At 73.2% G+C, this 21,409-nt stretch carries 19 protein-coding genes and 1 pseudogene; 5 read left to right on the plus strand and 15 right to left on the minus strand.

All coding sequences use genetic code 11. The features are described from left to right. The first annotated feature begins 2 nt into the window (after nt 1-2). Nucleotides 3-1,820, plus strand: coding sequence for a glycoside hydrolase family 15 protein (locus tag ACFYW7_RS14970; protein WP_389501990.1), 1,818 nt, complete (start codon nt 3-5; stop codon nt 1,818-1,820). Here the strand turns inward: ACFYW7_RS14970 and ACFYW7_RS14975 are convergent. Next, nucleotides 1,771-3,075 carry a chloride channel protein gene (locus ACFYW7_RS14975; protein WP_389501992.1) on the minus strand — a complete coding sequence of 435 codons (1,305 nt, stop codon included), beginning with the start codon at nt 3,073-3,075 and terminating at the stop codon, nt 1,771-1,773. The two genes, ACFYW7_RS14970 and ACFYW7_RS14975, sit on opposite strands and share 50 nt — an antisense overlap. Nucleotides 3,076-3,646: 571 nt before the next feature. On the opposite strand from ACFYW7_RS14975, the gene ACFYW7_RS14980 reads away from it, so the two are divergent. Both ACFYW7_RS14980 and ACFYW7_RS14985 read left to right on the plus strand, forming a co-directional pair. Beyond that, nucleotides 3,647-4,330, plus strand: a complete 684-nt coding sequence (locus tag ACFYW7_RS14980) for a DUF4389 domain-containing protein (protein WP_389501994.1) — start codon at nt 3,647-3,649, stop codon at nt 4,328-4,330. Nucleotides 4,331-4,418: 88 nt separating this feature from the next. Beyond that, the gene (locus ACFYW7_RS14985; protein ID WP_389501997.1) at nt 4,419-5,162 is read left to right on the plus strand and encodes an NAD-dependent deacetylase; all 744 of its coding nucleotides are present in this window, start codon (nt 4,419-4,421) and stop codon (nt 5,160-5,162) included. 39 nt (nt 5,163-5,201) lie between these two features. On the opposite strand, the gene ACFYW7_RS14990 is transcribed toward ACFYW7_RS14985, so the two are convergent. From ACFYW7_RS14990 to ACFYW7_RS15005, 4 genes are all read right to left on the minus strand, one after another. Further along, entirely contained in the window at nt 5,202-6,440 is a 1,239-nt protein-coding gene (locus tag ACFYW7_RS14990; RefSeq protein ID WP_389502000.1) for a cytochrome P450, read from the minus strand. 31 nt (nt 6,441-6,471) lie between these two features. Then, nucleotides 6,472-7,863, minus strand: a complete 1,392-nt coding sequence (locus ACFYW7_RS14995) for an NAD(P)/FAD-dependent oxidoreductase (protein ID WP_389502002.1) — start codon at nt 7,861-7,863, stop codon at nt 6,472-6,474. Next, entirely contained in the window at nt 7,853-8,095 is a 243-nt protein-coding gene (locus tag ACFYW7_RS15000) for a ferredoxin (RefSeq protein WP_389502004.1), read from the minus strand. The genes ACFYW7_RS14995 and ACFYW7_RS15000 overlap by 11 nt, the downstream gene beginning before the upstream one ends. Before the next feature lie 108 nt (nt 8,096-8,203). Further along, the gene (locus ACFYW7_RS15005) at nt 8,204-8,839 is read right to left on the minus strand and encodes a hypothetical protein (protein ID WP_389502006.1); all 636 of its coding nucleotides are present in this window, start codon (nt 8,837-8,839) and stop codon (nt 8,204-8,206) included. Between the two features lie 178 nt (nt 8,840-9,017). Here ACFYW7_RS15005 and ACFYW7_RS15010 point away from each other — a divergent pair. After that, a pseudogene (locus tag ACFYW7_RS15010) lies at nt 9,018-9,706 on the plus strand (NAD-dependent deacetylase); the annotation flags it as partial. A gap of 121 nt (nt 9,707-9,827) precedes the next feature. Here ACFYW7_RS15010 and ACFYW7_RS15015 read toward each other — a convergent pair. From ACFYW7_RS15015 to ACFYW7_RS15045, 7 genes are all read right to left on the minus strand, one after another. Then, nucleotides 9,828-10,466, minus strand: coding sequence for a TMEM175 family protein (locus ACFYW7_RS15015; protein WP_389502008.1), 639 nt, complete (start codon nt 10,464-10,466; stop codon nt 9,828-9,830). A gap of 421 nt (nt 10,467-10,887) precedes the next feature. Continuing rightward, complete coding sequence (locus ACFYW7_RS15020) at nt 10,888-11,370, minus strand: methylated-DNA--[protein]-cysteine S-methyltransferase (RefSeq protein WP_389502010.1); 483 nt, start codon at nt 11,368-11,370, stop codon at nt 10,888-10,890. Next, complete coding sequence (locus ACFYW7_RS15025) at nt 11,367-12,980, minus strand: AlkA N-terminal domain-containing protein (protein ID WP_389502012.1); 1,614 nt, start codon at nt 12,978-12,980, stop codon at nt 11,367-11,369. The genes ACFYW7_RS15020 and ACFYW7_RS15025 overlap by 4 nt, the downstream gene beginning before the upstream one ends. Before the next feature lie 268 nt (nt 12,981-13,248). After that, entirely contained in the window at nt 13,249-14,178 is a 930-nt protein-coding gene (locus tag ACFYW7_RS15030) for a M48 family metalloprotease (RefSeq protein ID WP_389502014.1), read from the minus strand. Next, nucleotides 14,175-14,570 carry a BlaI/MecI/CopY family transcriptional regulator gene (locus ACFYW7_RS15035; RefSeq protein ID WP_389502016.1) on the minus strand — a complete coding sequence of 132 codons (396 nt, stop codon included), beginning with the start codon at nt 14,568-14,570 and terminating at the stop codon, nt 14,175-14,177. Before ACFYW7_RS15035 ends, ACFYW7_RS15030 begins: the two co-directional genes overlap by 4 nt. Before the next feature lie 237 nt (nt 14,571-14,807). Continuing rightward, nucleotides 14,808-15,713 carry a YbhN family protein gene (locus ACFYW7_RS15040; protein ID WP_389502018.1) on the minus strand — a complete coding sequence of 302 codons (906 nt, stop codon included), beginning with the start codon at nt 15,711-15,713 and terminating at the stop codon, nt 14,808-14,810. A 383-nt stretch (nt 15,714-16,096) separates the two neighbouring features. Beyond that, nucleotides 16,097-17,602 carry a hypothetical protein gene (locus ACFYW7_RS15045; RefSeq protein ID WP_389502020.1) on the minus strand — a complete coding sequence of 502 codons (1,506 nt, stop codon included), beginning with the start codon at nt 17,600-17,602 and terminating at the stop codon, nt 16,097-16,099. Between the two features lie 238 nt (nt 17,603-17,840). Here ACFYW7_RS15045 and ACFYW7_RS15050 point away from each other — a divergent pair, with 238 nt between their 5' ends. Next, complete coding sequence (locus tag ACFYW7_RS15050) at nt 17,841-18,224, plus strand: BlaI/MecI/CopY family transcriptional regulator (RefSeq protein WP_389502022.1); 384 nt, start codon at nt 17,841-17,843, stop codon at nt 18,222-18,224. 176 nt (nt 18,225-18,400) lie between these two features. Here ACFYW7_RS15050 and ACFYW7_RS15055 read toward each other — a convergent pair whose 3' ends face one another. The 3 genes from ACFYW7_RS15055 to ACFYW7_RS15065 form a co-directional block, all read right to left on the minus strand. Beyond that, the gene (locus ACFYW7_RS15055) at nt 18,401-18,910 is read right to left on the minus strand and encodes an O-acetyl-ADP-ribose deacetylase (RefSeq protein WP_389502024.1); all 510 of its coding nucleotides are present in this window, start codon (nt 18,908-18,910) and stop codon (nt 18,401-18,403) included. Beyond that, a complete protein-coding gene (locus ACFYW7_RS15060) occupies nt 18,907-20,316 on the minus strand; it encodes a phytoene desaturase family protein (RefSeq protein ID WP_389502026.1) in 1,410 nt (469 codons plus the stop codon). Before ACFYW7_RS15060 ends, ACFYW7_RS15055 begins: the two co-directional genes overlap by 4 nt. A 165-nt stretch (nt 20,317-20,481) precedes the next feature. Continuing rightward, the gene (locus tag ACFYW7_RS15065) at nt 20,482-21,360 is read right to left on the minus strand and encodes an inositol monophosphatase family protein (RefSeq protein WP_389502028.1); all 879 of its coding nucleotides are present in this window, start codon (nt 21,358-21,360) and stop codon (nt 20,482-20,484) included. Nucleotides 21,361-21,409 lie beyond the last annotated feature (49 nt).

The raw sequence follows: 21,409 nt of genomic DNA on the forward strand, positions 1-21,409 counted from the left end.
GCATGGATCGCTATCCGCCCATCGCCGACCACGGCCTGGTCGGGGACCTGCAGACCGCGGCCCTGGTGTCCTCCCAGGGGGTCGTCAACTGGTTCCCGGCACCGCGTTTCGACTCCCCCAGCGTCTTCGCCTCGCTGCTGGACCACGACGGCGGCGGATACTTCCGGCTCGCGCCCGAGCACCCCGAGGGATCGTGGCGGCAGCTCTACTATCCGGACACGGCAGTCGTGGTGACGCGCTTCATGTCGCCGGACGGCGTGGGCGAGGTCATCGACCACATGCCGGTCCTCACCGGCCCGACACCCACCGACCGGCACAGTCTGGTGCGCATCGTGCGCACGGTGCGCGGCACCGTGCGCTTCGCCCTGGAGTGCCGTCCGCGGTTCGACTACGCGCGAGCCGCCCACCAGCTCGAACTGGCGCCCGGGACAGCGGTGTTCCGGTCCCCGGGGGCGACCGCGTACCTCCAGGGCAACGTCCCGTTCGAGCGGGACGGGCACGACGTCCGGGGCGGCATCACCCTGAAGAACGGCGAGTCGGCGGCCGTGGTGTTCACGGTGTGCGGGCCGGACGGCGAGGCTCCGCCGCCGCCGACGCTCGAAGGCGTCACCGAGGGACTGTGGAGCAACGTCGACTTCTGGCAGAAGTGGGTGCGCACCTCGAACTACCGGGGACGGTGGACGGAGATGGTGCACCGCTCCGCGATCACCCTCAAGCTCCTCACCTACGCCCCGACCGGCGCGCCGGTCGCCGCCGCCACCATGGGGCTGCCCGAGCAGGTCGGCGGTGAGCGCAACTGGGACTACCGGTACACGTGGGTGCGGGACGGCTCCCTGTCGGTGCGGGCGCTGCTCGACCTCGGCTTCGCGGAGGAGGCGACCCACTTCACCCGCTGGCTCGGCGACCGGCTCGCGGCGCGCGAAGGACCGGACGACGAACCGCTCCAGATCATGTACCGCGTGGACGGCGACCCGCTGCTGACGGAGGAGATCCTGGAGCACTTCGAGGGCTACCGGGGCTCGTCCCCGGTCCGCGCGGGCAACGCCGCCTCCGGTCAGTTGCAGCTCGACATCTACGGCGAGGCCCTGTACGCGCTGGCCGAGGGCCGGGCGGTGGGCGAACAGGCCGGCTACCACGGCTGGAAGGGCCTGTCCGGGATCCTCGACTGGCTCGCGGACAACTGGGACCGGCCGGACGAGGGGATCTGGGAGACCCGCGGCGGGCGCAAGGACTTCACCTACAGCCGGGTGATGTGCTGGGCCGCCTTCGACCGGGGTCTGAAACTGGCCGCCGAGTTCAGCAGACCGGCCGACACCGTCCGCTGGACCAAGGCCCGGGACGCGATCCTGGAACAGGTCATGGAGCGCGGCTGGAACGACAAGCAGCAGGCGCTGGTCCAGCACTACGAGGGCGATGTCCTGGACGCCTCCCTGCTGTTGGCCCCCCGTGTCGGCTTCGTCTCCCCGCGGAGCCCCGGCTGGCTGAGCACCCTGGACGCCATGGAACGCGTCCTCGTCTCCGACAGCCTCGTCTACCGCTACGACCCGTTGGCCTCGCCGGACGGGCTGCGGGGCTCCGAGGGGACGTTCAGCCTCTGCACGTTCCTGTACGTCGACGCGCTCGCCCGGGCGGATCGGCTCCCGCAGGCCCGCTACACCTTCGAGAAGATGCAGACGTACGCCAACCATGTCGGCCTCTTCGGCGAGGAGATCGGTCCCAGCGGGGAGCAACTGGGCAACTTCCCGCAGGCCTTCACCCATCTCTCCCTCATCATGGCCGCGACGACACTCGACGAGGCGCTCGACCGGCTGCCGCGCTGAACGGCGGGATGTCCGGTCCCTGGGGCAGCAGCTCCACGGTCACGAAGGACACCACGGCGGCGAGGACGATCACCGGAACGGTTCCCGAGTTGCCCACCAGGAGCACGACGAGCACGACACAGCTGACCGGCAGCCGGAGCGCGGCGGCGGACGCGGCGGCCATGCCCGCCGCCATGGCCGGTACGACACCGAACCCGGGGAGCGGCGCCAGCAGGGCACCCACCGCGCCGCCGAGGAACAGCGAGGGGAACACCGGGCCGCCCCGCAGGCTTCCCAGGCACAGCGCGTACGCGATGGACTTGAGCACCAGCACGGCCACCAGGCTGCCCACCGACCAGGCGTGCGGGTGGGCGGCGAGCTGAGCGAGGGTGTTCTGGCCGGACAGGGCCACATCGGACGGCGAGCGCCCGGTGATGGCCGCGTAGAGCGCCGCGCAGCCACCCGCGCCGAGCCCGCACAGCGCCGTGGTCCGCAGGGGGTGCGCGGACACGGAGCGGGCCGCGTACCGGCCGCCCACGATCACCCAGTGGATGCCGACCCCGATCACGAGTGCCATGAGCACCGACCAGACCACGTCCCCGATGTCGAGGGTCGAGGGCGCCGGCAGTCCGATCCTGAGGCTGCCCGTCTGCAATCCGGTCCAGTCGCCGAATCCGGTGAACACGATGGCGCCGACCCCGCTGGCGAGCAGCGCGGGCAGCATCACCGCGAACAGCTGCGGCCCGCCCACGCCGGCGACCTCCATCAGCAGCACGGCGGCGATCAGGGGGCTGCCGAAGATCGCCGAGATGGCCGCGGCGGCACCCGCGGCACCGAGGAGCGCCGTGCTCTGGGGGGTCGCGGGAACCCGTACGAGATCCCTGAAGAGCAGGGCCAGGCCTCCGCCGAGCGCGATCAGCGGCGACTCGGGTCCGAGCACGGCTCCGAGCGGAAGGCTGGCCAGAGCGGCGAGGGCGACACCGGGCAGCGCGGATTTCGCCACCCCGCCGGCGTGCAGCCCCGAGGCCGGGATGTGTCCGCCCCGGCCCGGCAGCCACAGCACGATCAGGCCCACCAGCACCCCCGCCAGGAGCATCGGGGGAAGCGGCCACCACCACGGCGGGTCGGACCACCCGAGATCGTGCGGCCACTGCTCCCACATCAGATGTTCCAGCTCGTGCAGGAGTACCAGGAACCAGAAGGCGGCGAGCGAGACCGGAACACCGATCGCGGCGCAGAACACCAGCGCGCGCCGGTAGGCGGGGCGGCTCAGCATGATCCTCAGTTGCTCGGCCTCGCGGGGCTGGCCACCTGGATCGTCCCCGGCCCCCGCGGACCGCTTCTCCGGACCGGCCCCGGTCCCCTGCGACGGTTCGTCCGGCTCGGGCTCGGCGTCCTCGGACCTCGGCTCGTCGATGGGTCTGCTCCTACGTCGCCTCGGATGGGCACTGCCGTCGGAGCGCGAGCGTACCCACGAGATCCGCCCGGCCCCCGCCCCCAGGGGCCCCGCCGCCCGAAAACCCTCCGGGTGGACGCGTCCGCCCCCCGGTGAAGCCCCGGCCCCTGTGCCGATCCCTGCCCGACCCTCTGCCCCGGCCCTGGCCCCGTCCTCGGCCCGTCACCCACCACGTCGCCGGCAGCCCGGTTCCGCGTCCTCCGCCGCCCTGCCTACCTCCCTGTTGTGCCGAGCTCCCGCCTCCCGGGTACGCGGACCCACCGAGTCGCGGCCCGCCACCTCGCGTGCGAGCCTGAATCATGATCGGGCGTTCGCCTGTCCATCCGTTGGAGTGAGGGCGGACAGCTACGGATGGCCGCCGGGCGGGGACGCTCGAAAGGAGTCTGGCCCCATGAACCCTGTCACCGCGTCACCTGTGCGTATCGAGGCGTTCGTCGATCCTCGGCTGTCCAGATGGATGTGGCTGGTGAAGTGGTTCCTCGCCATCCCGCACTACATCGTGCTGTTCTTCCTGTGGATCGCGTTCGCCTTCGTGACCCTCGTCGCGTTCTTCGCCATCCTGTTCACCGGCCGCTACCCCCGATCCCTCTTCGACTTCAGCGTCGGCGTGCTGCGTTGGAACTGGCGGGTCGGCTATTACGCCCACACCGCGCTCGGCACCGACCAGTACCCGCCCTTCACCCTCGCGGACGCGCCCGACTATCCGGCGCGCTTCGATGTCGCCTATCCCGAGCGTCTCTCCCGCGGCCTGGTCCTGGTGAAGTGGTGGCTTCTGGCCATCCCGCAGTTCATCGTCGTCGGGATCTTCGTCGGCGGCTGGGACTGGGGCGAAGCGGACAGCTGGCGCGGCATCGGCCTGATCCCCTTCCTCTCCCTGGTCGCCGTGATCATCTTGACGTTCACGGCCCGATACCCGGCTCACCTCTTCGACCTGCTGCTCGGCCTGGCCCGCTGGGTCGCACGGGTCGCCGTCTATGTCGCGTTGATGACCGACGAGTACCCTCCCTTCCGCCTCGACCTGGGCGGCCAGGAGTCCCCTCTCACGAAGTTCCCGGCGAACGGTCCCCCTCGGTAGGACAAGCGGGGACGGGGCTGCGTGTCGTCCTGTCCCGCCCCCGGATATCCGGTCGCTCCGGGCAGGCGAGCGCCGTACCTTCATGTCCATGAACAGGCCACTCGTCGCCATCCTCAGTGGAGCGGGCGTCTCCACCGACTCCGGGATCCCCGACTACCGCGGCCCCAACGGCCTGTGGCGGCGCGACCCCGAGGCCGAGAAGCTTGTCACCTACGAGTACTACATGGGTGACCCGGACATCAGGCGGCGGTCCTGGCAGATGCGGCGGGAGACCCACGCTCTCCGGCCGGAGCCGAACGCCGCACACCGGGCCGTCGCCGAGCTGGAGCGGGGCGGGGTCCCCGTGCGGGTGCTCACCCAGAACGTCGACGGGCTGCACCAGCTCGCCGGCATGCCCGCCCGCAAGGTCCTCGAACTGCACGGCACCGCACGGAGTTTCGTGTGCACCGGATGCCACGCACGCGGGCCCATGGAGGACGCCCTCGCCCGGGTCGACGCCGGTGAGGACGACCCGGCCTGTCTCACGTGCGGCGGGATCCTCAAGCCGGCGACCGTCATGTTCGGTGAACGGCTCGACCCGGTCGTCCTCGGCCAGGCCGCCGCGATCGCCAAGGCCTGCCAGGTGTTCATCGCGGTCGGCAGCAGTCTGCAGGTCCAGCCGGCGGCGGGCCTCGCGGGTGTGGCCGCCGACCACGGAGGCCGGCTGATCGTCGTCAACGCCGAGCCGACCCCGTACGACGAACTCGCCGACGAAGTCGTCCGCGAACCGATCGGCACGGCCCTGCCGGAACTGCTGGGCCGGCTGTGTGAGGACAGCGGTCAAGTGCAGTGACCTGAAGCATTGTTCGCGGGACTGCTCGCCGGCGGCGCGCTAGGCACGGATCCCGTCGCAGGCGAGGTGCAACTGCCGAGGCCCGCGCAGCACCGCGTTCTTCCGGTACGGGGGCGGGTCCTCCAGCAGACGCGGGTTCTCCAGCCTCCGGGCCAGCTCCGACAGGGCGAACTGGGTCTCCAGACGGGCGAGCGGTGCGCCGAAGCAGCTGTGGATGCCGCTGCCCAGGCCGAGGTGCTGGATGTCCGGGCGGTCCGGGTCGAAGCGGTCCGGGTCGTCGAAGCGCTGGGGGTCGCGGTTGCCCGACGCCAGGACCAGCCACAGGGTGGCGCCCTTGGGGATGGTGACCCCGCGGACCTCGATGTCGGCGAGGGTGGTGCGCTGCGGCACCAGTTGCACCGGCGGCTCGAACCGCAGCAGCTCCTCGACGATGGGCACGGCCAGCCGCGGATCGGCGCGCAGCCGCTGGAGGACGCCGGGATTGCGCAGCAGGGTCAGCATGCCGTTGGTGATCAGGTTGACCGTGGTCTCGTGTCCCGCGATGAGCAGCAGCGCCGCGGTGCTGAGCAGTTCCATCGTGGTCATCGGGCCGTCGTCGCCCTTGGCCGTCGCCAGCTGGGAGAGCATGTCGTCCCCGGGGTTCTTGCGGCGCTCCTCGATCAGACCCGCCAGGTACATGCCCAGTTGCATGCGGGCGTCCTGCGCGCCCCCGCCCCGCTCGGCGGGATCGGCGTCCGGGTCGGGATCCAGGCTCGCGGCGAGGGTGTCCGCCCAGACGTGGAAGCGCGCCTCGTCCTCGCGCGGCACGCCGAGCAGCCTGCAGATCACCGTCACCGGGAAGGGGTACGAGAACTGCTCCACCAGGTCGATCCGGTCCGGGTCGCCGATGCCGTCGATGAGGCCGGTGACGATGTCGCGGAGCTCTCCGCGCATCCCGTCGACCCGGTGGGGGGAGTGCGGCGGGCCGAAGGGCCGGTTCGTCATGCGCCGCAGCCGGTCGTGCTCCGGCGGGTCGAGCTTCAGGAAGCCCGGCGGGAGGGTGTTCTCCTCCGGGGGTGCCTCGGAGGCCAGCGGGTCGGTCGCGTTCGAGGCCAGGTTGCGGGCGTCGGAGCTGATCCGGGGATCGTGCAGAAGGCTGCGGATCTCGTAGTACGTGCTGACCACGTACGGTCCGTCGGCCTCGTGGTGGACCGGGGTCTTCCGCAGCTCCTTGTAGATCGGGTACGGGTCGGACCGGTTGGCGTAGTCCAGGATCTGGTGCAGCAGGGATTGCGTCATGGCGAGTCCTAGGGTCCTCGGGGCCGTGCGGTCAGTGCGCCGGGGTGAACGTCATCCGGCGGTCGGCCGGCGAGTATCCGCTGAGGGTCACGGTGGGGCCGTGGGTGGGGACCGAGGGGTCGGGGAAGTCCGCGTCGAGCGGCCGCTGTCCGTCCGGGCGCCGGTCGACCGTGGCGAACGGCGGCGGGAACGGCGCGGTGGTCTCGATCAGCTCCTGGTAGAACGGCAGCCACCGGCCCTGGTCGAAGGCGACGGCGCCGATGACACGCCCCTGGTACCCGTACACGCCGAGGAACCGGTGATCCGCCAGTGAGCCCTGGGAGATGAGGATCTCCGTCCCCATCGACGGGATCCCGACGGACTTGATGTTGACCCCGAACTGCGAGGACCAGAACGCCGGAACCTCCATGTGGGGCAGCCGGTCGGTGCTCTCGCTGAGCATGTTGTGCGCCGCGATCCTGGCCTGGGAGACGGCGTTGCCCCAGTGCTCCAGAGACAGGAACTGGTAGCCGAACAGGGGGTGCGGGCAGCGGGCGACGTCACCGGCCGCGTAGACGTCGTCGGTGACGATCCCGCGGATGTCGAAGGCACGGCAGCCGGCGTCGCAGGCGATGCCCCGGGGGCCCGCGCCGAGTCCGGACCCGGCGAGCCACTCGGTGTTGCGCTGGGCGCCGAGCGAGGCGACCACCACGTCGGCCTCCACGCTGGAGCCGTCGGAAAGCTGCGCGGCGCGCACCCTTCCCGAGGCGTCGCCCTCCAGGGCGGTCACCGTGACCCCGGTCCGCAGGTCCACACCGTGCTCGCGCTGCATCTCGGCCGCGACCGCTCCGACCACCCCGCCGAGCGCGCCGACCAGGGGCGCCGCGCCGCGTTCGGTGAGGGTGACGGGGATGTCGCGTTCGCGGCAGGCGGAGGCGATCTCCGAGCCGGTGAATCCGCCCCCGATGACCAGGACCCGCCGGGGGCCGGCGTCGAGTCGGCGCGCCAGCGCGGCGCTGTCGTCCCGGGTGCGCAGCACGAAGACGCCGTCGAGGTCCGCCTCGGCCTCGTTCGGCCACGGTCGCGCCCGTACGCCGGTGGCGATGAGCAGCCGGTCGTACGGCACCTCGTCGCCGTCGGCCAGCCGCACCCGTCGGGCGGCCATGTCCAGGCCGGTGGCCGCGGAGCCGAGCCGCCAGGTCGCGTCGACGGACCGGAGCCTGGGCAGTGCGGTGCGGTCGGCGCTCGCCCGGCCCAGCAGCACCTGCTTGGACAGCGGGGGCCGGTCGTACGGTGCGCAGGGCTCGTCGCCGATCATGGTCAGCGAACCCGCGAAGCCCTTTTCCCGCAAGGTCTCGGCGGCCCGCAGGCCGGCCAGCGAGGCGCCGACGACGACGATGCGGCCATCGCGTTTGAGCCGTTCCAGGGATCCGTCACCGAGCATGGGACACACCCTCGTCCGGTACGTCCACCGCGTCGGGTTCCACCGCGTCGACGAGGACGGCCTGGACCGGGCAGGCCGTGGCGGCCCGGTCCAGTTTCTCGCGCAGCGCCCCGTCGGGCTCCGGTTCGTACAGCAGCGCCTCGTCGCCGTGCATGGTGAAGATCTCGGGAGCGAGGAACGCACACTGTGCGTACCCCTGACAGCGGTTCAGATCGACGGCAATCCTTACCACGGGATCGGTCCTCTCCAAGGCGCGGTCAAGCCTCCTGCGACCACTCTCGGCGGCCGGGCGGGATGCGGCGACAAGGAGCGGACCGTTCGAGTGAGCGGTGCGGCCGTATCAGGCCGGAGGGGCGGGCGCTGCCGTGGAAGGGCGACGGCCCCACAGGATGTTCAGGCTGAGGAGCAGCGCCCAGGCCGGGAAGACCAGCTCGGACCAGGGCACGCCCGTTCCCGCCACGAGCAGCGTCAGGCCCGCGAGATAGCCGACGACGACGAGCGGGCGCGGGAACACGCCGAGCCGGCGGCCGATGGTCGACGTCGTGATGATGAACACCGCCGCCATCCGCATGGCGTACGTGGTCAGCAGGGCGTAGGCGAAGTGGCTGCCGAAGGAGGGTCCCTGCTGCCGGCCTTCGCCGAGCACGGTCCCGGCCGCCGCGGCGGCGCCGAACAGCGTGGCGACGAAGACCACGCCGCTGCCCAGGAACACGGTGGCGACGAACCGGTCCTCGGCGCGGCCGGCCTGCTCGCGGAGGGCGCCCATGAACCACAGGAACGCGATCCCGGCGAACGGCACCAGCTCCAGGGCCGTCCGGATTCCGCTGCGCTGTCCGGCGTCGAGGTTCGCGCCGTCCTCGCCGCCGGGCAGAGCGATGCGCACCAGCACGATCGCCGCGGCCATCAGGACCGCGAACACCACTCCGGCCGCCCCGGCGGCCCGGGGTGTCGCGAGGCGCTTGTGCTTCCGCTCCATGCTCTCCCGCTTTCTGCCGGCTCTCCCTTCGTCCAGACACCAGTGATCGCGGGGCTCACGCCACCGGGGTCACCCGGGAGGAAGACCGCGGTGGGCCATACAGGTCATCGGCCGCCGGTCGAATCCGGGCCGCTCCGGACGAAGAGCTGCCCGCACCTGGCCGCTGTCACATCCGCCGATGCCTTGCGACTCCGGGATCCCCGACCACCGCGGCCCCAACGGTCTGTGGCGCAGGGATCCCGAGACCGAGAAGCTCGTGACGTACGAGTACTACATGGGTGATCCCGAGATCAGGCGCAGGGCGTGGCTGATGCGGCGGGACACGCAGGAGCTCGGGGCCGAGCCGAACGCCGCGCACCTGGCCGTGGCCGAGCTGGAGCGGTCCGGGGTCCCGGTGCGGGTGCTCACCCAGAACGTGGACGGGCTGCACCAGCTCGCCGGCATGCCCGCCCGCAAGGTCCTCGAACTGCACGGCACCGCGCGGGCCGTGGTGTGCGTCGAGTGCCACGCCAGGACGCCCATGGAGGACGCCCTCACCCGCGTCGAGGCCGGCGAGGACGACCCGCCGTGCCGGAAGTGCGGCGGGATCCTCAAGCCGGCCACGGTGATGTTCGGCGAACGCCTCGACCCCGTCGTCCTCGCGAGGCCGCCGCCATCACCAAGGCGTGCCAGGTGTTCATCGCCGTCGGCAGCAGCCTCCAGGTCCAGCCCGCCGCCGGACTCGCGGGCGTCGCCGCCGACCACGGGGCCCGGCTCGTCGTCGTCAACGCCGAACCCACCCCCTACGACGAGATCGCCGACGAGGTCATCCGCGAACCCCTCGGCACCGCCCTGCCCGAACTGCTGAGCAGGCTGCGCCGGACCGGTTCCCAGAACGGCGCCGGTGTCGCCCGGAGTGCAGCGGTCTCCGTAGGCCGTAAGGTCGTCGGGCATTCCCCGTCTCCCCCTCGGGCGGGGTGAGTTCAGAGACCGTGACCCGATTCGAAGTTCATCGCGGATCGGCCGCCCGCAGGCGCTTGCCTCGCCTGCCGGCCACGATCTTCAAAGGGATCAGCACCGCCCACCACCACTTCGCGCCCACCGGGGACACGAAGGCGAACGGCACGGCGACGGCGAAGACCAGCACCGTCGCGGCCAGGTCGACCACGTCGTTGCGCACGACGGAATCGGGCAGTGCCTGGGTGCTGAGCCACGAGCGCCTCCACAACACGATCGCCAGCGCGAGCTGTGTGGCCCCCATGGCCGCGACGGCGGCCGAGTAGACGGCCACCGACTGCGGCCGGTCCCCGTACTCGGCCAGCAGCGTGGTGGGGAACGGCATCAGGGCGATCAGTCCCAGGCCCAGCAGCCCGAGGCGGATCACCGTCCCGTCGACCTCCCGGGTGTACCGGAACATCTGGTGGTGGCCCCGCCAGAACGCCGCGATGGCCAGGAAGCTGATGGCGTACGCCCACAGGTTGGGCACCGCATCCCCCAGCGCCCGCTCGAAACCGGCGGGGTCCAGCCCGGCGGGCAGCGTGAGGTCCAGCGCCAGCAGCGTCATCGCGATGGCGAACACACCGTCCGACAGCGCGAGGAGCCGTGTCGCGCTCCCCTCGTCGTCCCGCTTCCGCTGTTCACCGTTCACAACCCCTCACCCTAGGAGCAAACGCCACGAAACCCCCAGATTGGCCCGTCGATCCGCTGCGCCGCCTCGGCTCGGACACGCCGGGTGGCGAGAAGAAGGTCTATCTGGCGGGGCGCCGGTCGTGGGACACCTTCGCCCGGCTGTGCGCACCGGCGGCGGTCACCGACCAGGTCCCCTACCGGGGCGGGGCCTCGACTCCCGTCCGGTTCTTCCGCCCCGACGACTCGGGCAGGCCCCGGCCGACCGTCATCCTCACCAGCCGCTGCGCACCCGCAAGGAGTACCGGCTGATGCGGGCGGCCACCGGCGCCCGGTCGCACTGCTCGCCGATGGCGCCGCAACAGCACTGCGAGGTCGTCCTCGACCGGCTGGAGGACGCCCTGGGCCGGGGCGACCGCCCGTAGCGGTCCTCCCCGGGCCGGTCAGAAGAGCGCCGAGCCGCTCTCGAAGTCCAGGAGGCGCTTCTTGCGGTCCAGGCCCCCGCCGTATCCGGTGAGGCCGCCGCTCGCGCCGACCACGCGGTGGCAGGGCACGATGATGCCGACCGGGTTCTTGCCGTTGGCCAGACCGACCGCGCGGGAGGCGCCCATGTTCCCGAGGGCTTCGGCGAGTTCGCCGTACGAGCGGGTCTCACCGTAGGGAATCCGCCGCAGCTGGTCCCACACGCTGCGCTGGAACGGTGTTCCCGCCAGCCGCAGTTCGAGGGTGAACTCTTTCAACTCGCCCTCGAAATAGGCGTGCAGCTGCTCCGTCACCTCGTCGAAGTGCGTGTCGTCGCGCCCGCCGAAGCTCTCCTCCGGCGGGCGGTGACGCTGCCCGACCATGTAGAGGCCGCACAGGACACCGTCGTCGGCGACGAGGGTGAGGGGGCCGTAGGGGCTGTCGATGACCGTGTGCTGTTTCACTGAACATCCTTGACGCGGGGGGTGCGAGGAGTACGAGAGGTTCGGGGAGTACGCGAGGTGCGAGACGTACGGGGTGAGGGCTTCGTGGCATGCGCGGCGTCCGGGTCGGCGGCCGGCGCCGGGAGGAAGTTGATCGGGTGGCTGTCCGTCGCCCACAGGTACTGGACCGCGTACGCCCGCCAGGGGCGCCAGGCCGCCGCACGGGCCGTCAGGGCGGCGGGGGTGGACGGGAGCCCCAACTCCTTTGCCGCGCGCCGGATTCCGAGGTCGGTGGGGAGGAAGGCGTCCGGGTCCCCGAGGGCACGCATCGCGATCACGTCGGCGGTCCAGGGGCCGAATCCGGGGAGCGCGAGGAGCCGGTCCCTGGCCTGCGCCCAGTCGCTCTCCATTCCCAGGTGCAGTGTCCCGTCGGCCAGTTGATCCACCAGCGTGGTGAAGGTGCTGCGACGGGTGCGGGGCATCGCGAGCGACTCGGGGTCGAGGGCGGCGAGCGCCTGGGGCGAGGGGAAGAGGTGGGTGAGGCCGCCGTGCGGGTCGTCCACCGGATCGCCGTGCGCGGTGACGAGGCGGGCCGCGTGGGTACGCGCGGCGGCCGTGGAGACCTGCTGCCCCAGCACGGCCCGTACGGCGAACTCGGCCTCGTCGACCGTGCGCGGCACCCGGCGGCCGGGGGCCTTGTCGACCAGGGGGGCCAGCAGCGGATCGGTGCGCAACCGGTCGTCGACGGCCACCGGGTCGGCGTCCAGGTCCAGCAGGCGGCGGCAGCGGCTGATCGCGACGGACAGGTCACGCAGGTCGCTGAGGGTCAGGCGGCACGCGATGTGGTCGGGCATCGGCGTCAGGCCGGCGATCCCGTGCCCGTACGGCAGCCGGAGGGTCCGCCGGTACGCTCCGTCGCGCCACTCCTCCACGCCGGGTACGGCGGTCGCCGCCAGGTGTCCGAAGAGGTTGTCCGGGTTGAGCGGGGCGCGGAAGGGGAGCCGGAGGTTCAGCACGCCCGGCATACCGGGGGCTGCCGCGGCTCCGCCCCGGTTCCTGGGCAGCCGGGCGCGCAGTTCGCTCGGGGACAGCGCGAAGACCTCGCGGACGGTGTCGTTGAAGGTGCGGATGGAGGAGAACCCGGCGGCGAACGCGATCTCGGCCATCGGGAGCGGTGTCGTCTCGATGAGCAGCCGGGCGGTCTGGGACCGCTGGGCCCGGGCGAGCGCCAGCGGTCCCGCGCCCAGCTCGGCCAGGAGCTGGCGCTCGATCTGGCGGGTGCTGTAGCCGAGCCGGGCGGCCAGGCCGGGTACGCCTTCGCGGTCGACGAGCCCGTCGCCGATCAGCCGCATCGCACGGGCCACCAGGTCGGCGCGGTGGTTCCATTCGGGCGAGCCGGGGCTGGTGTCCGGACGGCACCGCTTGCAGGCCCGGAATCCCGCCTGCTGACAGGCGGCGGCGCTCGGGTGGAAGGTCATGTTCCGCGGCTTCGGCGGCACGACCGGACAACTGGGCCGACAGTAGATCCCCGTCGTCGTCACGGCGGTGAAGAACCATCCGTCGAAGCGCGCGTCCTTCGACCGGACGGCACGCAGGCAGCGCTCCCTGTCCATGTGCATCCCGTTCCTCATGGCTCAAGCATCGGGCACCCCGAGGAACGGGGCTGGCGAGAATCCGACATCTACCTCGCCCTGCCCCGCGGCTCCCGAACGCGGAGTCCTGATCGCCGGCAAGCACCACCGGGACCGCGCCGGGACTCCGCCGGGTCGGGTCACCGGCGGGTGCCGCCGGTACCGCCAGGACGACCGCGCCGTCGGCCGGCCGGTTCGCGGCCCGTACCGGTTCGCGGCCCGTACCGGTTCGCGGCCCGTACCGGTTCGCGGCTCGCGTCGGAAGCGGTCAGCGGGGCTCCTCGCCCTGCGCGACCTCCACCTCGTGGTGGAAGACGAGGACGCCCGCCCCCGAGGCACCGGCCGAGACGGCGGCGCAGGCCGCGAGGAGGACGGCGATCCAGGCGGCGGCGCGGGGACGGTGCCGGGGAGCGGCCAGCAGGGCCGCGACCCGCTGGGGGACGGGACCCGTGGTGGCCGCCGGGGCGAGACCGGGGCGGTCGGACCGGGCGTCGGCGGCGGCCAGGGCGGCACGGGCGATGGCCCGGGCGGTCAGCCTCCGGTCCCCCACGGCGACGGCGGCGGCTTCGTCCGCCACTCGCTCCGCCGCGAGCGCGACGGTGCCGCGGACCGCGCGCAGGCCCGGATGGCAGTGCGCCGCGAGTTCGGCCGCGACGAGGAAGCGGTGGTGACCGCCGGCGTTGTGGGCCCGCTCGTGGGCGAAGAGCGCCTCGCGCTCGTCCGCTCCGAGGCTGCGCAGCATCGCGGTGGTGACGACGATGCGGTGCGGCCGGCCCGGCAGCGCGTACGCGTCGGGGTGCGGCGATTCGATGACGCAGAGGTCTCCGGCGGCGGGGCGGCGGTCGGCCTGGACCCGTGCGGAACGGAACGCGCGCAGCTGGCGCAGGGCCGAGCGGACGACCGTCCAGGCACCCACGGTGAGCGCCCCCGTGGCGGCGGCGGCCATGGGCAGGACCACCAGGTCCGACGCCGTGCGCAGGGGGTGGACGAGGTCACCCGGGCCCGCGAGGAAGGGGATCTTGAGCAGCCCCGTCAGGACCAGTGCGCCCAGCGAGGCCACGGAGGAGCCCGCCAGCACCACCATCGCGAGGGTCACCGACCACAGCGCGGTCGCCGGGGCGAGCCGGTCGAGGCAGCGGCGCGCGGGCAGCCCCACCACGAAGGGCACCAGCAGCGGAACCAGCAGCAGAAGGGTCATCCCTCACCCGGTTCCGGAGCCGTGTCGACGCCCGGTTCCAGCAGATCCCGCAGGACCTGCTCGTCGTCGGGGCTCAGCTGCGCGACGAACCGGGCCAGCGCGGTCTCCCGGTCGTCGTCGCGGTCGAGTTCGGTGTGCATGCGACGGGCGGTGAGGCCGTGCGGATCCTGGACGGGGAAGTACACGTAACCCCGGCCCAGCCGCTCGCGGCCGACGATCCCCTTCTCGTGCAGCCGGGACAGGATCGTCGTCACGGTGGTCCGGGCCAGACCGGAGTCCAGGTCCCGCTGCACGCGCCCCGGCGTCAGCGGGACGCCGGCGGCCCAGAGGGCCGCCATCACCCCGGCCTCCAGCTCGCCGGCCGGTCGACGCTCGTCCTTGCCACTGCCCATGGGAACGATCCTCACCCCGTCATCGTCTACAGTCCGGTAGACCGTCTACAGAATTGTAGTCCGCCGGGGGTGTCCTTCGACCGTGCCCGGCCGTCCGGTCCCGAGAGCGTCCGCGCTCGCGCTCACGCCCACCGGGGCTCACGGCTCCCCGTGGCCCCGCTCCCCCGCGATCCCGCCGAACGCCCCTGTCGCCGCCCTGCGTCCATGGGACCCTCCGCTCCGCCGCGCGCCGCTCGTTCACAGCACCCGGCGGCGGATCAGCACCCCCAGCGTCAGCAGCCCCGGGACGAGGGGGAGCCACACGGTGAGCAACCGGTAGCCGAGGACGGTCGAGGCCGCCGCGCCGCCGGGTGCGCCGGCGAGGGTGAGGGCCAGCGCGAGGGCGGCCTCCATGGAGCCGAGGCCGCCCGGGGTGGGCAGCAGGACGGCCGCGCTGCACGCGACGAGATAGGCGAGGGCCACCCGCGCCGGGGCCAGCGGCAGGCCGATGGCCTGGGTGACGGCGATGACCACGGCGGCGTGCAGCGCGGCGCAGGCGAGTGAGCCGCCCCACAACGCGGCGGCCCGAGCGGGGAGTTCGTGCACGGCGCGGACGTCCCGGAGGACGTGCCGCACCGCACGCCGCAGACGGCCCGCCAGAAGGGCTCCGCCGACGGCGACCACGACGACGGCCACCGTCCAGACGGCCACCGTCCGGGCGGCCGTCGGCATCCGCGGGAGGCGGAGCGCGCCGGGGCAGGCCAGAGCGAGCCCGGCGATCAGGCAGCCGCGCGCCACGGTGCCGGCGCAGGCCTTGACCGCGAGAGCGGTCGCGGACCGGGCGACGGACAGTCCGCACCGGTTGAGGAAGCGCAGATTGACGGCGCTCGCGCCGAGCCCCGCGGGCAGTACCTGGTTGGCGGAGGAGGCGGCGAACTGCACCGCCACCAGTCGCCCGGGGGGCAGCGGTTCCGGCACCGCGCCCTGCTGGGCGAGCGCCGAGCAGGCCCACGCGGCGAGGGTGGCGGCGGCCGCCACCAGCAGCCAGCCGCGGTCCGCGACGGCGAGCCGGCCGGCTCCCTCCTCGATCAGCGGCCAGTACCGATGGGCAAGGAGCCCGGCGCACACCAGGACGAGCAGCGACACCCCCGCCTGCCAGGGCACCCGCCCGCCCTTGGGGGACCGCCCCTCGAAACCTGTCCGCCCGCGAACGAGCACCGAGGGGGAGCACTCCCCTCCCTCGGAGGAGAGCGGATCGGAGGGCACCGGCCCGCCCGCGTCGGGAAACGGCTCGGGCGACGGCGGTCCGGTCCCGCCGGGCACGAGCCCGGGCGGCGGCCTCCCGCTCCCGGCGGTCGGCGGGCCGAAGCCCGGCCGGCCGGTCGCGGCGGACGCCGACGCCCGGGCCGGCGCCACGCCCCCGGCCGGCCCTCCCGCCGGGATGCCCGGCGGTTCGCCACCGGGTGGCAGCCCACCCCCGGGCGAACGACGGCCGGCTCGCCCCGCCGCGCCCGCGCGCCGGGGCGAGGGTGAGTCCGGCGGGACGGTCATGGGGTGCGGCTCCCCGCCCCCGGGGCGACGTAGGCGTACAGGCCACCGACGCGATGGGGCACCCAGTCGCGGGCGTACCCCGGCGGCTCGCCCCCCGGCCGGGTGAGGGCGGCGACCGGCATGCGCCGGGCGGCCCGGGTGATGGCCCGCCGGGTGGTGTTCGCGTTGTGGCCGCTGACCGCGAGGGCGGAGCATCCGGTGTAGAAGGCGACGGGGATGGACTGACGGCCGGTCAGCCGGCAGGGCGGCCGCACACCGAGCCGGTGCAGTGCCGCCGCCGTCGCCGCCCAGCCGCGGTGCCCCTCGGTGGTGCGCCGCACGGTGTCCTGGAGGACCGCGAACTGCACGGCCAGATGAGCGGTGAGGGCGACGGCGACGAGTGTCACGATCACCGGCCTCCAGCGCCGGCCGGGAACGGTGACCAGGTGGACGAGGGCATCGGCGGCGGGGATCACGAGGAGGGCGTAGAGGGGCAGGAGGAAGCGCGGGGCCGCGTACCCGATCATGAGGAGGTACGGGGCGCCGGCGGTCGCGGCGCAGGCCAGGGGTAGCAGGGTGGCCGCCGGGCGACGGCTTCTGACGGCGATCACCAGGCCGAGGGCGGCGGCCAGCGGCAGGACGAACCACCACGCCGTCACCGCCGGGCTCGGCATCCCCCCGGTGCACGGCCGGCACAGCACGCGTCCGCCGAGGCTGCGCAGTTGGTCGCCGACGGCGATGTTCCAGCCGAGGCCGCCCTGGATGCGCGAAGCGTCGGCGAGCCTCTGTCCGAGGCCGCCGAAGCCGACGTACGCCTCGGCGATCCACTCGACGGCTCCGGCGAGAAGGCCCGCCACGAGCGCGAGCAGGATCCGGGCCCGCCGCCACCCGGGAACGGCCGCGGCCAGGACGAGGAGCGGAAGGGTCACCCAGACCGCGTCGGTGGGCCGCATCCACGCCATCAGCGCGGCGCTCAGCCCGACCCCCAGCAGCGCCGTCCGGTCGGAGCGGTCCGCCCGGGCGCGAAGGAAACACCCCACGCAGACAAGGGCGCCGATCGCGACCCAGTAGTTGGGCATGGCCTGCGGGGCGTAGAAGAGGGTGACCCACAGCGTGGCGAACAGGGCGCCCGCCAGGGCGAGGACCCGCTCCGGGAACAGTCCGCGCCACGCGCGCAGAGCGGTGAACAGGCCGAGTCCGGACAACAGGGCGAGGTAGACCCGCAGCACGGTGGTGGACGAGGACCAGGAGGCGACCGGCGCCACGAGCAGGGAGACGCCGCGGGCACGCGGCGCGCTGAAGAACGCCGCGGGGGCGTGGGAGGAGACCTGGCTGACGTAGACGGTCTCGTCCCAGCCGAGGCCCATCGCGGGAGGTACGAGGGCCAGTTGAGCGAGGGTGAAGGCCACCGCGACGAAGGCCGCCAGGCGCGGGTCGCGGGCCCGCCCGGACAGGCGGGCCGACCGGTTCGGTGGTTCGTGGCGCCGGACGCCGACGAGCGGGAAATTGAGTGTCTTGGCCATCTCCACCCTTCAGCCCTACACGCTGTAGTGTCGATTAACCCTACAAGACGTAGGGTTACGGCGGGAGTCGAGGAATGGACGAGGGGAGAAACAGTGACAAATTATCCCGTCTTGGAAGGTGGCACCGCGGACAGGCAGGCATTCGGGGGAATGTCCCGGGGTGGCGTGCGAACGCTCGCCGGAGGCCTGCCCCTCACGGCCCACTCCCGGCTCCCCTACGCGCTGTAAGGTGATGGGCATGGCTGGCACAGGTCCCCGAGGAGGGGCGGAACGGCGCAGCGCCGGCGAGTTGGAGAGCGAGGTCCTCGCCGCCCTGTGGGCCACCGACGACGCGCTGACGCCCGCCGAGATCCAGGCGGAGATCGGCGGCGGACTCGCCTACAACACCGTGCACACCATCCTCAAGCGCCTGTACGACAAGGGCCTGGTCCTCCGTGACGTGGACGGCCGTCGCGGTGCGTACCGGCCCACCAAGAACGCGGCCGAGCTGACGGCCGAGGCCATGCACCAGGCCCTGGACCGGGGGCCCGACCCGATCGCGGCCCTGCTCCACTTCGTCGGCGGGCTCAGCTCCCGGGAGGAGAAGGCCCTGCGTGACCTTCTCGGGGAGAACGGTCCCTGAGGCCCCAGGCCCATAGGTCCGGTCGCGTAGTCCGGTCGCGCTCCTCTCAGGAGCCGCCCCGCACACGGGCCGGTACCACCGGCACCGACGGCACGCGCCGCCGGACGTCCACCACGCCGGTCACACCACCCCACCCGGCCTGTCGTACCCGGCGCCCGCCCCCGCCCCTGCCCCCGTCACCTCAACTGTGCGGCGAACGCGTCGTACGCCCGTTCGTCGAAAAGCACGAAGCGGACCTCCTCGACGTCGGTCTTCGCCGCCCGGACCGTCTCCACCGCGATACGGGCCGCGTCCTCCATCGGCCAGCCGTAGATACCGGCGGAGACGGCGGGGAAGGCGACGGTACGGGCGCCGAGTTCGTCGGCGACGCGCAGCGACTCCCGGTAGCAGGAGGCCAGCAGCTCCGACCGGTCCTCGTCCCGCGCGTAGCGGGGTCCCACGGTGTGGATCACCCAGCGCGCGTCGAGTTCGCCCGCGGTCGTGGCGACCGCCCGGCCGGTCGGCAGCCCCTTGCCGTAGTGGCCGGCGCGCAGCCTGCGGCAGTCGGCGAGAACGGCGGGGCCGCCGCGGCGGTGGATGGCGCCGTCGACACCTCCGCCGCCGAGCAGCGAGGAGTTCGCCGCGTTGACGACGGCGTCGGCGCTCTGCCGGGTGATGTCGCCCTGTACCAGCGTGATCGTGGTCATGACTGTCGCAGCCTCCTCCAGACGGCCTTCGCCGCGTTGTGCCCCGACATGCCGTGCACACCGGGCCCGGGCGGAGTGGCCGAGGAGCAGAGGAAGACGGCGGGGTGCGGCGTGCTGTACGGGAACGCGGACACTCTGGGGCGGAGCATGAGCTGGAGCCCCGACGCGGCGCCGCAGGCGATGTCACCGCCCACGTAGTTGGCGTTGCGGGCCGCGAGTTCCGGCGGTCCGGCGGTCGCCCGGGCCAGCACGCGGTCGCGGAAGCCCGGCGCGAACCGCTCCAGCTGACGCTCGATCGCGTCCGTGAGGTCCCCGGTCCAGCCGCTCGGGACATGGCCGTACGCCCAGAAGACCTGCTTGCCCTCCGGGGCGCGGGAGGGGTCCATGAGGCTCGGCTGCACGGTGATCAGGAAGGGCGCGTCCGGTGCCCGGCCCTCGCGCGAGGCCGCCCGCAGCGCGGTCCCGATCTCGGCTCTGCTCGCCCCGACCTGCACCGTCCCGGCGGAGCGGGCCTCCTCGGCGGTCCAGGGGACGGGCCCGTCCAGCGCGTAGTCGATCTTGAAGACGCCCGCTCCGTACCGGTAGCCGTCGTAGTACCGCCCGAACCCCGCGATGCGGGCGAGCGCCGTGGGCGAGGTGTCGAAGACGTACGAGCGCGCGGGAGGCAGGTCGTCCAGGCGCTTGACCTCGTAGTCGGTGTGGACGGTGCCGCCGAGGTCCTTGAGGTACGCGGTCAGCGCGTCCGAGACGGACTGCGAGCCGCCGCGGGCGACGGGCCAGCCCCGGGCGTGCGCGGCCAGCGCGAACACCAGGCCGACGGCACCCGTGGCGACCCCCTCCAGCGGGGCGATGACGTGCGCCACCAGACCGGCGAACAGGGCCTTGGCCCGCTCGTCGCGGAAGCGGCGCATCAGCCAGGTCGACGGAGGCAGCCCGGCCAGGCCGAAGCGGGCGAGGGTGACGGGGTCCCGGGGCAGCGCGGTCATCGGCAACGACATGAAGTCGTGCGCCAGCGTGTCCCACTTGGTCAGGAACGGGGCGACGAGTCTGCGGTAGGCGCCCGCGTCGCGCGGCCCGAAGGAGGCGGCGGTCTCGGCCACCGACCGTGAGAGCACCGCCGCCGAGCCGTCGAGGAACGGGTGCGCCATGGGGAGCGGGGCGTGCAGCCACTCCAGGCCGTACCGCTCCAGGGGCATCGCCCGGAACGCGGGTGAGTTGACGCCCAGCGGATGCGCCGCCGAGCACGGGTCGTGCCGGAAACCGGGCAGGGTCAGCTCTTCGGTGCGCGCTCCCCCGCCCACCGTGTCGCGCGCCTCGAACACGGCCACGGAGAAGCCCCGGCGGGCCAGCTCCACGGCAGCCGTCAGTCCGTTCGGCCCCGCACCCACCACGACCGTATCGAGCATCGACGGCACCTTCGGACTCCTTTGTCAGCCGACGGCCACTGAGGATCAGGATATGCCGGGGGACCGACAGCCTTGACGGCACGGGGCGTTGGACCGCGAGGCCGCGAAGGCGCGGGCCGGCCGCCGGACGGGACCGGGGCCCCGCGCGGGCCCCGGAACCCTCGCTCAGGCCTCGGTCGCCGCCCGCTCCGGCCCCGCTGCTGTCAGCAGGGCCACCACCCGGCGTGCCGTGGCCTCGTCCCGGGCTGTGGTGAAGGGCAGCGCGTTACCCCCCGTGACGCGGAAGGGCTCACCCGTGAGCGTCAGGTGGGCGCCGCCCGCCTCCTCGACGAGCAGCAGTCCCGCCGCGTGGTCCCAGGCCGCCTCCCAGCTGAACGCGGTGGCGTCCAGCTCGCCGCGGGCGACGGCCAGGTACTCCAGGCCCGCCGAGCCGCACGGGCGCGGGACGACGCCCTCGACCCGCAGGCCCAGAAGCGCGCGCTTCTGCTCGTCCGTCGTGTAGTCCGGGTGGGAGGTGGCTATGTCGAGGTCGCGGCCGGGTCCGGGCGAGCCGGAGCGCAGGGGCACGCCGTCGAGCACGGCGCCCCGGCCCCGGATCGCTGTGGCGAACTCGTCGCGTGCGGGCGCGTACGTCCACGAGGCGTGCACCACGCCGTCCAGGACGAGCGCGACCAGCGTGCAGAACCCGGGGTCGCCGTGCACGAACTGCCGGGTGCCGTCCACGGGGTCGACGATCCAGACCGGTGCCGTGCCGCGGATCGCCTCGTAGCTCGCGGGGTCGGCGTGCACCGCCTCCTCGCCGACCACGACCGAGCCGGGCAGCAGTTCGGTGAGCGCCCCGGTGAGGTACCTCTCGGCGAGCCGGTCGGCGTCCGTCACGAGGTCGTGCGGTCCGGACTTCTGGTCGATCTCGTGCGCGGCGAGCTGCCGGAACCGGGGCATGATCTCGGCGGCGGCCGCCGCACGGACGGCGTCTTCCACGTCGGACGCGCGGCGCGCGAGAAACTCGTCGATGGTTTCGGTGGATCCGGTGGTTTCGATCATGGCTCCATGACAGCACGCCCCACTGACAATCCCCACCCCTCCGGGGTAT

This window comes from Streptomyces sp. NPDC002580, from assembly GCF_042889485.1.
Taxonomy (GTDB): domain Bacteria; phylum Actinomycetota; class Actinomycetes; order Streptomycetales; family Streptomycetaceae; genus Streptomyces.